Source organism: Streptomyces sp. NPDC054047, from assembly GCF_055585065.1.
Genome location: NZ_JBVJKV010000003.1, coordinates 652,539 through 666,113, shown reverse-complemented (window position 1 = coordinate 666,113; position 13,575 = coordinate 652,539). Strand labels below are relative to the sequence as shown.

Below are 13,575 nucleotides of genomic sequence, written 5' to 3'. Positions count from 1 at the left end.
CTCCCCCGTCGTGCTCAGCTCCTTCGTCGGGCTCATCGCAGGGCCTCCTCGGGGACGGGGAGCAGGTGGGACGCGTCGGTCACGTCGATCGCACCAGCCGCACCGGTCCCACCGGCCGTGCCGGTCGCACCGGTCGCGTCCTCTTCGATGCGGCCGTCCTTGATGCGGACCTCGCGCGGCAGCGAGCCCGCGATGTCCCGGTCGTGGGTGATGACCACCACCGTGGTCCCGGCCCGGTGCAGCTCGTGCAGGAGCTCGATCACCACCGCCCCGGAACGGGAGTCGAGGGCGCCGGTCGGCTCGTCGGCGAGGAGCAGCGGAGGATCGCCGAGGACCGCGCGGGCGATGGCCACGCGCTGCTTCTCGCCGCCGGAGAGCTGATGCGGCTCGTGGAACAGCCGGTGGCCGAGGCCGACCCGGCGCAGGGCGCGCTCGGCGAGCCTGCGCCGCTCGCCCCGGGGCCTGCCGCTGTAGAGCAGCCCGTTCGCGACGCTGTCCAGCGCCGGGACGCCGGGGGCGAGGTGGAACTGCTGGAAGACGAAGCCGATCGTCCCGGCCCGCAGCGCGGACAGCTCCCGGTCGCTGAGCCGGTCGACGTCGTGCCCGTCGATGCGCACGGTGCCGGTGGTGGGGCGGTCGAGGGTGCCCATGATGTTGAGCATCGTGGACTTGCCCGAGCCGGAGGGGCCGACGACGGCGAGCAGTTCCCCACGCCGGATGACGAGATCGGCGCCCTTGAGCGCCTCGACCTCTCCGTACGTCTTGGAGACTCCGGCGAGCTCGACCACCGGGTGCGCCGCCGTGGTCACTTGGTGCGCTCGGGGCACTTGGGGCGCTCGGGTCACTTGGGGACCCCCACGACCGTGCCGTCGGTGATACCGGTGCCGGACACCTCGACCATGCTGTCGGAGAACATGCCGACCTCGACCGTCCTCGAGGTCACGTCGCCGTCCGCTCCGACGACCTCCACGGCGTAGCCGCCTCCGCGCTGTGCCACCAGGGCGTTGACGGGGACGACGAGCACGTCCTTGCGGGTCTCCGCCTTCAGGGAGATCTGCACGGCCGCCGCCTGGTAGCGGCCCAGGCCCTTCTGGTCGTCGACCTTCAACTCCACGGGCAGGGTGGGCTTGTCGTCGCCGCCCGCCTGGCCTCCGGCGTCCTCGGAGCCGCCCTCCTGGGGAGGCGTGGAGGGGGTGCCGATGTCGGTCACCTCGGCCTGGACGGTGGAGTCGTCGGGGAGGGTGACCGTGGCCTTGGTGCCCTTCTCGACCATGTCCTCGTACTGCACGTCGAGGTCGACGGTGACGGTGCGTTCGGTGCCGGTCCAGGTGAGGACGGGTCCGTTCGACGGGGCGCCGGCCGTGGCCTTCACGTCGGCGACACGCCTGGCGCCGGGGGCGACCACGGCGTCCGACGGCTGCACGGTGCCGGTCTCCGCACGGCCCAGGTCGTCCTGCCAGTCCCGTACGGCCTCGGCGGTCGCGGCGTCGTACGTGTCGTCGACGGTGAAGCCGGTGTAGCCGAGGGCGGAGAGGTTCTTCTCCAGGATCTCGACGTCCTTGCCCTCGGTGCCCGTCTTCAGCGGGCGGTAGAAGGGGGTGGAGCCGTAGAGCAGCGGGACCTTCTGCTCCTCCACCTTGTAGGCGGCCCCGCCGCGCTTGACGGTGTCGCCCTCGCCCGGCACCCAGGTGATGATCCCCGCGCCCGCTTTGGTGACGGCCGGGGCCTGTACGGCCGTCGCGTCGCCGTAGCCGAGGTTCCCGTCCACGGTTTCCGTGCGCGTCAGCGTGGTCCGCTCCACCTCGGCGGTCTTCGGGGGCGCCGAGGGGGCGTCGCCCGCCGATCCGGAGCCGTCGTCCCCGAAGACCCCGGTGGTGGCGGCGCCCGCGGCCGCGACCACGGCGATCGCGGCGACGACGATGAGCGACATCCGCAGGGGGCGGCGGCGCCTGCGGGGGCCCGCGGGCGGGGGTGTGGTCCCTTCGCCGCCGTCGTCGCCCTCACCGCCATCGTCGTCGCCCGGCTCGGGGGCGGTCTCCTCGCGGTCGGGTTCCAGGCCGTCGGGGGTCCGCTCGGAGACCTCTCCGGGGGTGTGCAGTTCGAGGGCTCCTGAGCCGCGGGCCGACTCCTGGGTCTTCTCGAACCGCCCTGTCCCCTGACGCTCTCCCGTCTCCTCGAACTCCCCTGTCTCTTCGTCCCGTTCCCGCTCGCGTGTCTCGTCCGGTGCGGTCATCAGGCGCCGCCGCCCGAGCCGGTGAGGCCGCCGCCGGGCCACTTGTCCTGGCAGGCGATCCTGGCCTTCTGGAACTCGTCGCTGCCGGGGTCGATGCCGCTCGCGCCGAAGTCGAGCGACATGTTGCCGCCGTTGATCTCCGGGTCGGGCAGCTTGGGCAGGCCGTTCTCGCGCATGCACTTGGCCCATGCCGCGACCTTGGCCGAGTCCAGCGGTTCACCGCCGCCTCCGCCTCCGCCGAGCTGGCCGCCCTGGGGCATCTTGTCGCGGCAGGCCTCCGTGGCGGACTGGAACTCCGGCGAGTTCGGGTCGACGTCGCCGCCGGGGGTGAGCGCGATGCCGCCGCCCGCGTCCTTCTGCGGGTCGGGGAATCCGGTCACGCCGTTCTCGCGCATGCACTCGGAGAAGGCGAGGGCCTGGTCGAAGGGGCTGGTGGGTGAGGCGTCCGGTTTCTTCGCGTCGTCCGACGACGCGTCCGACGAGTCGTCGGAGCAGCCGCTGAGGAAGACGCCGGCGACGAGCGCCGACGCCGCTATCAGTGTCTGTGCGGTTCGCTTGTGTGTGGTGGACATGGGGCCAAGTTCTACGCGGGCACCGGTCACACGGCGGATACAAGCGGCGCCGCCCGTACAGGCTCGCCCGGACCCTGGACGCCGACACGGACGGCACCCCAACTAACCTGCGGATTCGGGGAGTTCACCTCGGACGGCAGGGGACGGCCCGTCCAGGAAGCGGACCGGCCGGGCGGGGCTCGTCCAGCTCCCCCACCCCGGCGGCGCCGCGGTCCAGGAGGTCCACCAGGGTGTGCCTGCTCTTGCCGGACAGCTCCCGCCCCCGCTCGGGGTCGGCGAGATCGTACAGGGCGGCGACGATGCTGGCGAGGTCCTCCTGGAGCCGGGTGAGGATGTCGGCGACCGCCGCCGCGTTGGACTCGACGATGTCGCTCCACAGCCGGGAGTCGCCGCGCGCGATGCGGGTGGTGTCGCGCAGCCCCTGCCCCGCGAGATGGGCCGCCTCCGCGGGGCCATCGCCCAGGCGCGCCGCCATCAGGCTGGCCACCAGGTGCGGGGCGTGGGAGGTCAGCGCCACCGCGTCGTCGTGGGCGCGGGCCCGCATCACGCGCGGCACCGCGCCGCACAGCGCGATCAGGTCCAGGGCGCGGCCGAAGGCGGCCCGGGAGGTGAGGCGGGTCGGAGTGAGCACCCAGGGCCGGTCGCGGAACAGTTCCGCGCGGGCCGCCAGCGGGCCCGAGCGCTCGCGCCCCGCCAGGGGGTGTCCGCCGATGTAGCGGGAGGGGTCGGGGGCGGTGTCCAGGATCTCCCGCTCGGCGTGCGCCTTCACGCTCGCCACATCCGTGTAGCTCAACGCGAGTCCGCGCGCCTGTAGTTCGGCGAGCACCGGGGCGATCTGGCTCGGCGGGACCGCGAGCACCGCCAGGTCCACGGGCGCCGCGGGGAGCTCCGGCCGCCCGGCGCCGAGCACCGCCGCGGCGCGGACGGCGGACTCGTCGCGGTCGGAGAGGTAGACGGTCACGCCGCGCAGGCGGGCCGCCAGGGCCACGGAGGTGCCGATCAGGCCGGTGCCGACGACGGCCAGGGTGCGGAGCGTCACGCGACCTCACCCGGGAGCGGCTCCCCGGCCCCCTCCTGCGCCCCAGGCGCCTCGAACTCCCCCGGCCGCTCCCCCGTCCCCTCGTCGAGCCGCTCCTCGATCAGCGCGGCCAGGCGGTCCAGGCCCTGCTCGATCCGGTCGGACGTCAACGTACTGATCGAAAGGCGGAGTTGGCGGAACCCGGCCGACGCGCCGTAGAAGTGGTGCATCGGCGTGAACAGCACGCCGTGGTGGCGCGCCGCGTCCTCCAGGAGGGCGTCGTCGACCGTGAACGGCACGGTGAGCACGATGAAGAACCCGCCGGTCGGTGCGTTCCAGGTGACTCCGGCGTGATCGCCCAGGCGCTGTTCGAGGCCGTCGAGCACCTGGCGCAGATTGCGCCGGTAGACCTCCGTCTCCTGGCGGTTGGCGGCGACCAGGCTGCAGTCGTGGGCGAGGAGTTTGCCGCCGATCACCGCCTGGGCGATCGGTGAGGTGTTCACGGTCAGCATGCTCTTGAGCTTCGACAGCTCGTCGGCGAGCAGGACGTCACCACCGCCGTGGCCGGTCACCCGCTGGTCGGCGACCACGTAGCCCACGCGGGCGCCCGGCATCCCGGTCTTGGCGAACGAGCCGAGATAGACGACGCGTCGGTGCCGGTCGAGGGACTTCAGCGTGGGCGGGCGGTCGGCGGCGCTGTTCAGGAGGCCGTACGCGTTGTCCTCCAGGAGCAGGAGGTCCTCGCCGGCGGCGATGTCCAGGAGGCGGTGCCGGTCGGCGAGCGGCAGACTGACGCCCACCGGGTTGGCGAAGTCGGGCGTGACGTAGCAGGCGCGGACCCGCTTTCCCTCGGCGCGTGCCGTGCGCAGCCGGCGCAGCAGGTCGTCGAGGTCGATGCCGTGCGCCGCGGTGCGCACCGGGAGCACGGGCATGTCGGCGAGCAACGCGGCGCCCGTCAGGCCGACATAGGTCGGGCTCGGAGCGAGCACGGCGTCGCGGTCGTCGGCGCGCAGCGCGCGCAGCAGCAGGAACATCGCCTCCTGGCAGCCGACCGTGACGACCACGGACGAGGGGTCGGCGTCGATGCCCTCGTCCACGGCGAGACTGCGCGCCACGAGGTCGCCGATGATCCCCTTCGTCGCGCCGTACTGGAACAGCGTGCGGGCGATCTCCGCCTCGCCCAGGCCGCGGCGGGTGCGGAGGTGGTCGCAGAAGACCTGGAGGTGTTCGTGGATCTGGGCCACGTCGTAGAAGCCCTCGTAGGGACGCCCCGCCGCGAACGAGATCGCGTCGGGATAGGTGTCGGCGACCTGGTTGAGGAGGTTCATGGACTCCATCGACACATCGGCGAGCGACGCGTGCAGCGTGGCCGCGTTCAACTCGGCGACGGCGATTTCCGTTTGCAGGATTTCCATCGCTTCAGCGTCCACCGAGAGCAGCTCCACAGCAATGGCTTGACAGGTGCGGGAAGCGCGAAGGCGGTCGTACCATCGGGGCCGCAAAGAGAATTCTGCCTCGCGGCCGGCGGCAATGGCCCGGATTTCCGCAGCACCTTTGTGGTCCGGCATTCCGCGATCCGGCGCGAGGGCATGAATCCGCATTCTTCTTCCCACGAGGACTCCGATGACGGATTTACCCGCAACGGCTTCGAACAACGATCTCGCGGATCTCGCGATCGACTATGTCGAGATGTACGTCGACGGCCTGGAGGCGGCGGTGTTCGCCTGGGTCGACAAGTACGCCTTCACGGTGGTCGGCACCGGCGGCTCCGCCGAGCACCGCAGCATCGCCCTGCGCCAGGGGCGGATGACCCTGGTGCTCACCGAGGCGACGGCGGGGCGCCACCCCGCCACCACGTACGTCAGCACGCACGGCGACGGCGTCGCCGACATCGCCCTGCGCACCGCGGACGTGTCCGCGGCCTTCGCCGCCGCGGTGGCGGGCGGCGCGCGTCCCCTGCGGAAACCGACCCGGCACGCGGGCGAAGGACCGGCGGTCACAGCTGCCATTTCGGGCTTCGGCGACGTGGTGCACACGCTGGTCGAGCGGACGCCGGGGGAAGGCCCCGGGCTCCCGCCCGGATTCGTTCCCGCGCTCGGCTCGCGCGAGGCGCGCACCAGCGAGGTGGGGCTTCTCGACATCGACCACGTCGCGGTGTGCCTGAACGCGGGTGATCTCGAATCGACGGCCCTCTTCTATCAACAGGCCCTGGGTTTCCGTGAGGTCTTCGAGGAGCACATCGTCGTCGGCGCCCAGGCAATGGACTCCAAGGTCGTGCAGAGCGCGTCGACCGGGGCGGTGACGCTGACGCTCATAGAGCCCGATCCGCTGGCGCAGCCCGGTCAGATCGACGAATTCCTCAAGAGCCACCACGGCGCCGGTGTGCAGCATCTGGCTTTCTCCAGCAAGGACGCCGTGCGTTCGGTGCGCACGCTGTCCGCGCGCGGTGTCGCATTCCTTCAGACCCCGTCGGCGTACTACGAGTTGCTCTCCGAACGGATCGGGCTCAAGTCGCACACCTTGAACGAACTGCGGGCGACGAATCTGCTCGTCGACGAGGACCACGACGGCCAGCTGTTCCAGATCTTCACCGCGTCCACGCACCCACGGGGCACGATCTTCTTCGAGGTCATCGAGCGCCAGGGCGCGCAGACCTTCGGCAGTTCCAACATCAAGGCGCTGTACGAGGCCGTGGAGCTGGAACGGACCGGGCAGCGTGCGGCGCGCTGATCCCGCGGCCGCGCGTGATCTGAGCGACGTCGAGAGAGCCGCGGCCGCGGCCCTGCCACCCGAGGTGTGGGACTTCGTCGCGGGTGGCAGCGGGCGCGAGCGGTCGCTTGGCGCGAACCGGGAGGCGTTCGACCGCGTCTTCGTCGCCTCCCGGGTGCTCAGGGACGTCTCGGGGTGCACCACGGACGCGACGCTTCTGGGGCGTCCGGTGCGGATGCCGGTGGCGGTCGCCCCGGTGGCGTACCACCGCCTGGTGCACCCCGAGGGCGAGTTGGCCACCGCACGGGCGGCGAAGGCGGCGGGCGTGCCCTTCACGGTGGCCACCTTGAGCAGCGTCCCGGTCGAGGAGGTCACGGCGGTCGGCGGCACGGTGTGGTTCCAGCTCTACTGGCTGCGCGAGCGCCGGCGCACCCTGGACCTGGCGCGCCGGGCCGAGGACGCCGGCTGCGAGGCGCTGATGCTCACCGTCGACGTGCCCTGGATGGGCCGCCGGCTGCGGGACGTGCGCAACGGCTTCGCGCTGCCCGGCCATGTGCGGGCCGCGCATCTGGACGGCGGTGCGGCATCGGCGGCGCACCGCTCCGCCGGGAACGGCTCGGCGGTGGCCGCCCACACCGCCGAGGCGTTCTCGCCGGCGGTGACCTGGTCGTGCGTGGAGGAGCTGCGGGCCGCCACCCGGCTCCCGCTGGTGGTCAAAGGCGTCCTGGCCGCCGAGGACGCGGTGCGGGCGGCCGGCATCGGCGCGGACGCCGTCGTCGTGTCGAACCACGGAGGCCGTCAGCTGGACGGCGCGCTGCCCGGCATCGACGCCCTTCCCGAGGTGGTCGACGCGGTCGGCGGCGCGTGCGAGGTCATGGTGGACGGCGGCGTGCGCGGCGGCACGGACGTGCTCAAAGCACTGGCGTCGGGGGCCGACGGGGTCCTGGTGGGGCGCCCGCCCGTGTGGGGCCTCGCCGCCGCCGGGGAGGCCGGCGTGCGCCACGTGCTCGACCTGCTGGCCGACGAGCTGCGCGACGCGCTGGGGCTCGCGGGCTGCGCCGGTGTCGGGGCGGCCAGGCGGCTGCGTACGGTGCGTCTGCCGAAGGGCGGCGGGGCGGCCGGGCGTGAGTGAGCGCCTGAACGGGCGCCTGAGTGGGCGTCAGTGGCCGGCGGTGTCGTGTTCGTGCAGCGTGATCGCGCCGGACGGACACCGCGCGGCCGCCGCGCGCACGGCACCGGCCAGCTCGGGGCCGGGGGCCGGGGCGTTGAGCAGGACCTTGCCGTCCTCGTCCGACTGGTCGAAGACGGCGGGGACCTGGGCCGTGCAGAGCCCGGAACCCGCGCATCGATCGCGGTCGACCCGTACGTGCATGTGCTCCTCCTCCGCGTTCTCTTTCACTGGATGCACCAAGTGTTCGCTGGTACCCGCTCACCAGGTGACCGGCAGCCGGTCCACGCCGTGGGCGAGCGCGTGCACGCGGAACGGCACCTCGTGCTCGGGCACGGCCAGGCGCAGGCCGGGGAAGCGCCGCAGCAGCGCCGGGTAGGCGATCCGCAGTTCCATCCGGGCCAGTGCCGCGCCCAGGCAGTGGTGGATGCCGTGGCCGAAGGCGACATGGGGCACGGGCTCGCGCGTGATGTCGAAGCGGTCGGGCCGGGCGAGCAGCGCGGGGTCGCGGTTGGCCGTCGGCAGCGAGCACAGGACGTGCTCACCGGCCTTGATGAGCTGCTCCCCGACGGTGACGTCCTCCAGGGCGGTCCGGGGCGTCGGGGCGTGCGGCACCGTCAGGTAGCGCAGCAGTTCCTCGACCGCGCCGTCCACCGCCGCGGGGTCGTCGCGCACGGCGGCGAGCTGGTCGGGGTGGTCGAGCAGCAGGAGGGCTCCCAGGCCCAGCATGCCCGAGATGTTGTCGAGGCCCGCCAGCACCAACAGGACGCAGACGCCCCGCAGTTCCTTGTCGGTGACCTCGTCTCCGTGGTCGCGGATCAGCATGCCCAGGAAGCCCTCGTCGGGGTCGGTGCGCTGCCGGGCGACCATCGCTGCGACGTACCGCGAGAGCAGTTCTCCGGATGCCGCCCGCCGCTGCCGTCCCCGGCCGGGCGCGAGGAAGGCGTGGCAGCGGCGCAGGAAGTCGCCGCGGTCGTCGCGGGGCACCCCGATCAGTTCGCACAGGGCGGCGCCGGGGACGGGCGAGGCGAAGGCCGCGACCAGTTCGGCGGGCGGGCCCGTGCGCTCCATGGCGTCGAGGTGCTCGGTGACGATGCCGGTGATGCCCGGCTCGATCCTGCGCATGCGGCGCAGGGTGAACTCGGGGGTGAGGATCTGCCGGAGCCGGGTGTGTTCGGGCGGGTCGTAGTCCATGAGCTGCCCGATCAGTTCGTCGGGCCGCTTGCCCTCGTCCCGTCCCGCCGCCGGGCGCGGTCCGAGGCGGCGCCGGGTGGAGAACCGCCGGTGGTCGGCGAGGACCTGGCGCACCTCCGCGTGGCCCGTGACGAGCCAGACGGTCATCCCGTCCGTGCCGGGGCCCACGTCGATCCGGGTGACGGGGCGCCCCTCGGAGAGCCGGCGCAGTTCCTCGGCCGGGCCGAAGCGTGCGCGCCGGGTGTGCACGAGTCCGGTCGCGGTCGCGTCGGTCTCCCCGGTCGCATTGTTCGTCTCCGTCGTCGGTGTCATCTCTCCCCTACCAGGTGACCGGCAGTGTCTCCACGCCGTACGGCGCCTGCGTCCGAAAGCGGATCTCCTCCGGCGGCACGGCACAGCGCAGCCCGGGAAAGCGGCGAAGGACCGCCAGGTAGGCGCTCCTGAGCTCCATCCGCACCAGCGACGCCCCGATGCAGTAGTGGATGCCGTGGCCGAGCCCCACGTGGGCGGCGGGCTCACGGGTGATGTCCAGGACGTCCGGCGGTGTGCCGGGCGGCCGGACGCGGTTGGCCGCGAACAGCGAACAGGCCACCTGGTCCCCGGCCTTGATCACCCTGCCCGCGAGGGGTACGTCCTCGCGGGCGGTCCGCGGCGATGCCGTCGGGATGATCGACAGGTAGCGGATGAACTCCTCCACCGCCTGGTCGATCAGGTGCGGGCACTGCCTCAACAGGTCCAGCTGGTCGGGGTGTTCGAGCAGCGCGAGGATGCCGAGGCCCAGCATGCTGGCCATGTTCTCGACGCCCGAGCCCATGACGAACGCGGTGAGGCCGACGAGTTCGTCGTCGTCGATGTCGTCGCCGTGCTCGCGCACCAGCCTGCCGAGCAGGTCGTCGCCCGGTGCGCGCCGGTTGCGGGCGACGAGCTGGTCGACGTACGCGAGATAGGCCGCGCCCGCGGTCATCTGCAACCGCCGGCCGCGGAAGGCGGGCCTGCTGACCTTGAGCAGCCGCGCGAGCTCCGCCCGGTCGTCGCGCTCCACGCCGAACAGCTCACACATGACCAGGCCCGGCACGGGCCAGGCCACGTGCCGCATGAAGTCGGCGGGCTGACCTGCCTTCTCCAGGGAGTCCAGGCAGTCCGCGACGACGGATGCGACGGCGGGCTGAAGGCCGCGCATCCGGCGGACCGTGAACTCCGGTGTGAGCAGCAGCCGCAGCCGGGCGTGGTCGGGCGGGTCGTACTGGATGAGGTTGCCCGCCTGGATCGGCCTGCTGCCGCCCGCGGGCGGGGCCGTGCTGAACCGCTCCGCGTCGCCCAGGACCGCGCGCACCTCGTCGTGGCCCGTGACGAGCCAGCCCGTCGACGAGCCGGGCCCGTCGCCGAGTTCGGCCTCGGAGAGCGGCGCCCGCGCGCTGAGTTCGCTGAGCTCGGGCAACGGGTCCAGGCGGTCCCTGCGGTTGTGCATGGAGAGGTCTGACGGCCGCGCCATGCGCGGACCTCCTTCTGCTCGGCTTCTACCGGCTTTCGGTCGGCCGCTACTCGGCCGGGCTCTGGGCGGCGGACACGGGCAGCTGCCAGAACATGCCGTCCGGCGACGGCACCAGACCGCCGCTGAACAGGGGCGCCTCGTCCTCGGCATCCTCCCCGAGCAGCGCCCGCATCTGGACCTGGCCGCCCTCCTGCATGACTTCGCGCACCACCGAGGACTTGAAGAGCGGCACCATGCTGCCGTCCTCGCTGCCGGCCAGGTCGTCGACCGCGGCGGCGAACTCCGCGGAGTCCGACGAGAACCGCTTGGCGAGGATCTCGGCGTCCGTCAGGACGCGATCGCCGGAGGAGACACCTCCGATGAGCTCGACGAACGACTGGAGTTCGGGACGCTCGGTCTTGGTGACCTTCTTGGCCTGCCAGAAGTAGGAGTCCTCGTCGTGGTGCATCTCGTAGAAGGAGAGGAGGAACTCGTAAAAGACGCCGTACTCGCGCCGGTAGCGGGACTCGAACTCCTTCAACGCCCGCTCCTCGTCGACGCGTTCGGACAGGACGCTGTTGATGGAGCGTGCCGCGAGCAGCGCGCTGTAGGTCGCCAGGTGGACGCCGGACGAGAACACCGGGTCGACGAAGCACGCCGCGTCGCCGATGAGGACCAGGCCGGGGCGCGAGAACGTCGTCTGGTGGTACGAGTAGTCCTTGCGGACCCGCAGTTGGCCGTACTGCCCGGTGGTGACCCGCTTGGCGTTCGCGAGGTACTCGCCGATCAGGGGGCACTCGTCGACGAGCGCCATGAGCGCCTTCTCCTGGTCGCCCTGGATCTTCTCGGCCATCTCGCGCCGCACCACGGCGCCGACGCTCGTCAGGGTGTCGCTCAGGGGGATGTACCAGAACCAGCCGCTCGGGAAGGCGACCGAGAGGATGTTGCCCGAGTTGGGTTCCGGCAGCCGCTTGCCGCCCTCGAAGTAGCCGAACAGGGCGAGGCTGCGGAAGAACTCCGAGTACTCGCGCCTGCCGCCCACCCGCTGGTACACGCGGCTCTTGTTGCCCGAGGCGTCCACGACGAACGTGGCGAGCGCCCGGCGTTCGTTGCCGTCGGCGTCGGTGTACGTGACGCCTCGGACCCGCTCGTCGTCGGCGACGACGTCGAGCACCGCGCAGCCTTCGCGCACCTCGGCGCCCACCTTGCGGGCGTGCTTGAGCAGGATGTCGTCGAACTTGGAGCGCTCCACCTGGTACGCGAACGACGTCGGCCCGCTCATGCGCGGGGAGACGGAGAAGGAGAAGGTCCAGGGGTCCGGATTGGCGCCCCACCGGAAGGTGCCGCCGCGCTTGCGCGGGAAGCCCGCCTCGGCCAGGTCGTCCGCGACACCGGTCAGCCTGCACACGCCGTGCACGGTGGACGGCAGCAGCGACTCACCGATCTGGTGGCGCGGGAAGAACTCCTTCTCCAGGACCAGCACCCGCCGCCCCTGCATGGCCACCAGTGCGGCCAGTGTCGATCCGGCGGGCCCTCCGCCGACCACCACCACGTCGAATTCCTCGGAATCCGGCAAGGTCATCCCTCCTCCCCTTTTCTCCCGGACGGGAAAACCGAAAGGTGCGGCACCCGCCCAGGGAGCCCATTGCTCAATCGAGTCTGAAATCGCACTGCCCGAGCGTCAAGGTTGTCCATCCGTCAGCGCGGGAACGACCTTCCCTTTCGGCCCCTTTTCCGGACCGCTCGGGGTTTCCCGTTTCTGCCTGCGCCCTATCAGAGTCAGCAGAGGTCCCGTCATGAAGGTGGTGACCAATGCCATGAGTACGAGAACGGTGAATAGCGCCGGGCCGATGATCCCGGCGTCCAACGCGACGTTCAGGACGATCAGTTCCGTGAGCCCGCGGGTGTTCACCAGCACGGCCACGGTCGCCGACCGGTGCGTGTCCATGCCGCTGATCCGGGATGCCGCGTACGCCGGTCCCAGCTTGCCCAGGATGGCGACGGCGAGGATCAGCAGGAGCAGGATGCCGCCGTCGCCGTCCAGCGAGCCGATGTTGAAGGACAGTCCCGTCGTCACGAAGAACAGCGGGAGCAGCAGATCGGATGTCTGCTCCATCGGCCGCAGCACGTCGGCGTCCGGCACGCCGTCCCTGCGGGGCATCGCGAGGCCCGCGAGCAGACCGCCGAACACGGGGTGCAGGCCGAGCTCAGCGGTCACCCAGGCACTGCCCAGGGCGAGGCCGAGCGCGATCGTGAGCTGGTTGGCCATCACCACCCGGGAGCGCCGCAGCCACCATCCGAGCACCGGGCGCACCACCAGGAAGAGGGCCGCCACGAACAGGGAGATCAGCAGCAGCGTCAGCTGCCACGAGCGGCCGGTGGCATGCCCGGTACCGGCCAGAGCGGCGGCGAGGACGAGCCACGCCACCACGTCCATGAGCCCGGCGGCGGTGGTGGCCACGGTGCCCTCGGCGCTGCCCGCGAGCCCCCGCTCACGGACGATGGCCGCGAGCACGGGCAGCGCGGTGACGGAGACCGCCACGGCCATGAACAGCCAGAACGTCCTGCCGTCCGCGTGAGCGGGCTGGACCGCGTCGAACGCGCCGTGGAACACCCCCACCGCGCCCACGCCGAGGCTCGCCGGCACCAGGAACGCGCACAGGGCCACGGTGGCCGCCGCTCTGCCGCCCTGGCGCAGCTGCCGCCAGTCCATCTCGTACCCCACCACGAACATGAAGATCACGATGGCGATCTGCGAGAGCACGGTCAGGAACGGCAGCACCTCCGGCGGGAAGAGCCGCGAGGTCGGATCTCCGGGCAGCCGGCCCAGGAGGGTCGGGCCCAGGGCGATACCGGCGACGATCTGGCCGATGACCGCCGGCTGGCCGCAGCGGCGCGCCAGCGCTCCGAGGAGGCGGGAGACGATGACGATGACGGCCACATCGCCGATCGCCACGGTCACCAGTGATTCCGTGTCCACCTAGGGCACCGCCGTCTCGTTCCTGTTCATGTCCGCGACGAGGCTCTTCGGGCGCATGTCCGTCCAGTTCTCCTCGATGTACGCGAGGCATTCCTGCCGGGTGCCTTCGCCGTGCGCGGTGGTCCAGCCTTCGGGGACCTCGGCGAACGCGGGCCACAAGGAGTGCTGTCCCTCGTCGTTGACGAGAACCAGGAAGGTGCCGTTTTCGTTGTCGAACGGGTTGGTCATCG

13 protein-coding genes are annotated in these 13,575 nt (G+C 71.9%); 2 read left to right on the top strand and 11 right to left on the bottom strand.

Translation table 11 applies throughout. The features are described 5' to 3' along the window. Window positions 1–32: 32 nt before the first annotated feature. From ACZ6ZP_RS14595 to ACZ6ZP_RS14575, 5 genes are all read right to left on the bottom strand, one after another. Window positions 33–809 (bottom strand): ABC transporter ATP-binding protein, encoded by a 777-nt coding sequence (locus tag ACZ6ZP_RS14595; protein WP_399972058.1) that lies wholly within the window; start codon window positions 807–809, stop codon window positions 33–35. A gap of 32 nt (window positions 810–841) precedes the next feature. Next, on the bottom strand, window positions 842–2,233 hold the full coding sequence (locus ACZ6ZP_RS14590) for a peptidoglycan-binding protein (protein WP_469406934.1): 1,392 nt from the start codon (window positions 2,231–2,233) through the stop codon (window positions 842–844). Next, window positions 2,233–2,805 (bottom strand): hypothetical protein, encoded by a 573-nt coding sequence (locus ACZ6ZP_RS14585; protein ID WP_351156645.1) that lies wholly within the window; start codon window positions 2,803–2,805, stop codon window positions 2,233–2,235. The genes ACZ6ZP_RS14590 and ACZ6ZP_RS14585 overlap by 1 nt, the downstream gene beginning before the upstream one ends. A gap of 124 nt (window positions 2,806–2,929) precedes the next feature. Then, the gene (locus ACZ6ZP_RS14580) at window positions 2,930–3,844 is read right to left on the bottom strand and encodes a prephenate dehydrogenase (protein WP_351156648.1); all 915 of its coding nucleotides are present in this window, start codon (window positions 3,842–3,844) and stop codon (window positions 2,930–2,932) included. Then, on the bottom strand, window positions 3,841–5,238 hold the full coding sequence (locus ACZ6ZP_RS14575; protein ID WP_469406930.1) for an aminotransferase-like domain-containing protein: 1,398 nt from the start codon (window positions 5,236–5,238) through the stop codon (window positions 3,841–3,843). Before ACZ6ZP_RS14575 ends, ACZ6ZP_RS14580 begins: the two co-directional genes overlap by 4 nt. Window positions 5,239–5,446: 208 nt before the next feature. On the opposite strand from ACZ6ZP_RS14575, the gene hppD reads away from it, so the two are divergent. Further along, on the top strand, window positions 5,447–6,553 hold the full coding sequence (hppD, locus tag ACZ6ZP_RS14570; protein WP_351156653.1) for a 4-hydroxyphenylpyruvate dioxygenase: 1,107 nt from the start codon (window positions 5,447–5,449) through the stop codon (window positions 6,551–6,553). Next, window positions 6,540–7,664, top strand: a complete 1,125-nt coding sequence (locus tag ACZ6ZP_RS14565) for an alpha-hydroxy acid oxidase (protein WP_469406928.1) — start codon at window positions 6,540–6,542, stop codon at window positions 7,662–7,664. The genes hppD and ACZ6ZP_RS14565 overlap by 14 nt, the downstream gene beginning before the upstream one ends. 27 nt (window positions 7,665–7,691) lie before the next feature. On the opposite strand, the gene ACZ6ZP_RS14560 is transcribed toward ACZ6ZP_RS14565, so the two are convergent. From ACZ6ZP_RS14560 to ACZ6ZP_RS14535, 6 genes are all read right to left on the bottom strand, one after another. After that, window positions 7,692–7,904, bottom strand: coding sequence for a ferredoxin (locus ACZ6ZP_RS14560; protein WP_468613068.1), 213 nt, complete (start codon window positions 7,902–7,904; stop codon window positions 7,692–7,694). A 57-nt stretch (window positions 7,905–7,961) separates the two neighbouring features. Beyond that, entirely contained in the window at window positions 7,962–9,206 is a 1,245-nt protein-coding gene (locus ACZ6ZP_RS14555) for a cytochrome P450 (RefSeq protein ID WP_469406925.1), read from the bottom strand. A 7-nt stretch (window positions 9,207–9,213) separates the two neighbouring features. Next, on the bottom strand, window positions 9,214–10,386 hold the full coding sequence (locus tag ACZ6ZP_RS14550) for a cytochrome P450 (RefSeq protein WP_469406923.1): 1,173 nt from the start codon (window positions 10,384–10,386) through the stop codon (window positions 9,214–9,216). Between the two features lie 46 nt (window positions 10,387–10,432). Beyond that, a complete protein-coding gene (locus tag ACZ6ZP_RS14545) occupies window positions 10,433–11,947 on the bottom strand; it encodes a tryptophan 7-halogenase (RefSeq protein ID WP_351156665.1) in 1,515 nt (504 codons plus the stop codon). Between the two features lie 99 nt (window positions 11,948–12,046). Beyond that, window positions 12,047–13,345 (bottom strand): cation:proton antiporter, encoded by a 1,299-nt coding sequence (locus ACZ6ZP_RS14540; protein ID WP_469406920.1) that lies wholly within the window; start codon window positions 13,343–13,345, stop codon window positions 12,047–12,049. Beyond that, entirely contained in the window at window positions 13,346–13,573 is a 228-nt protein-coding gene (locus ACZ6ZP_RS14535; RefSeq protein WP_351156669.1) for an MbtH family protein, read from the bottom strand. Between the last annotated feature and the right edge of the window lie 2 nt (window positions 13,574–13,575).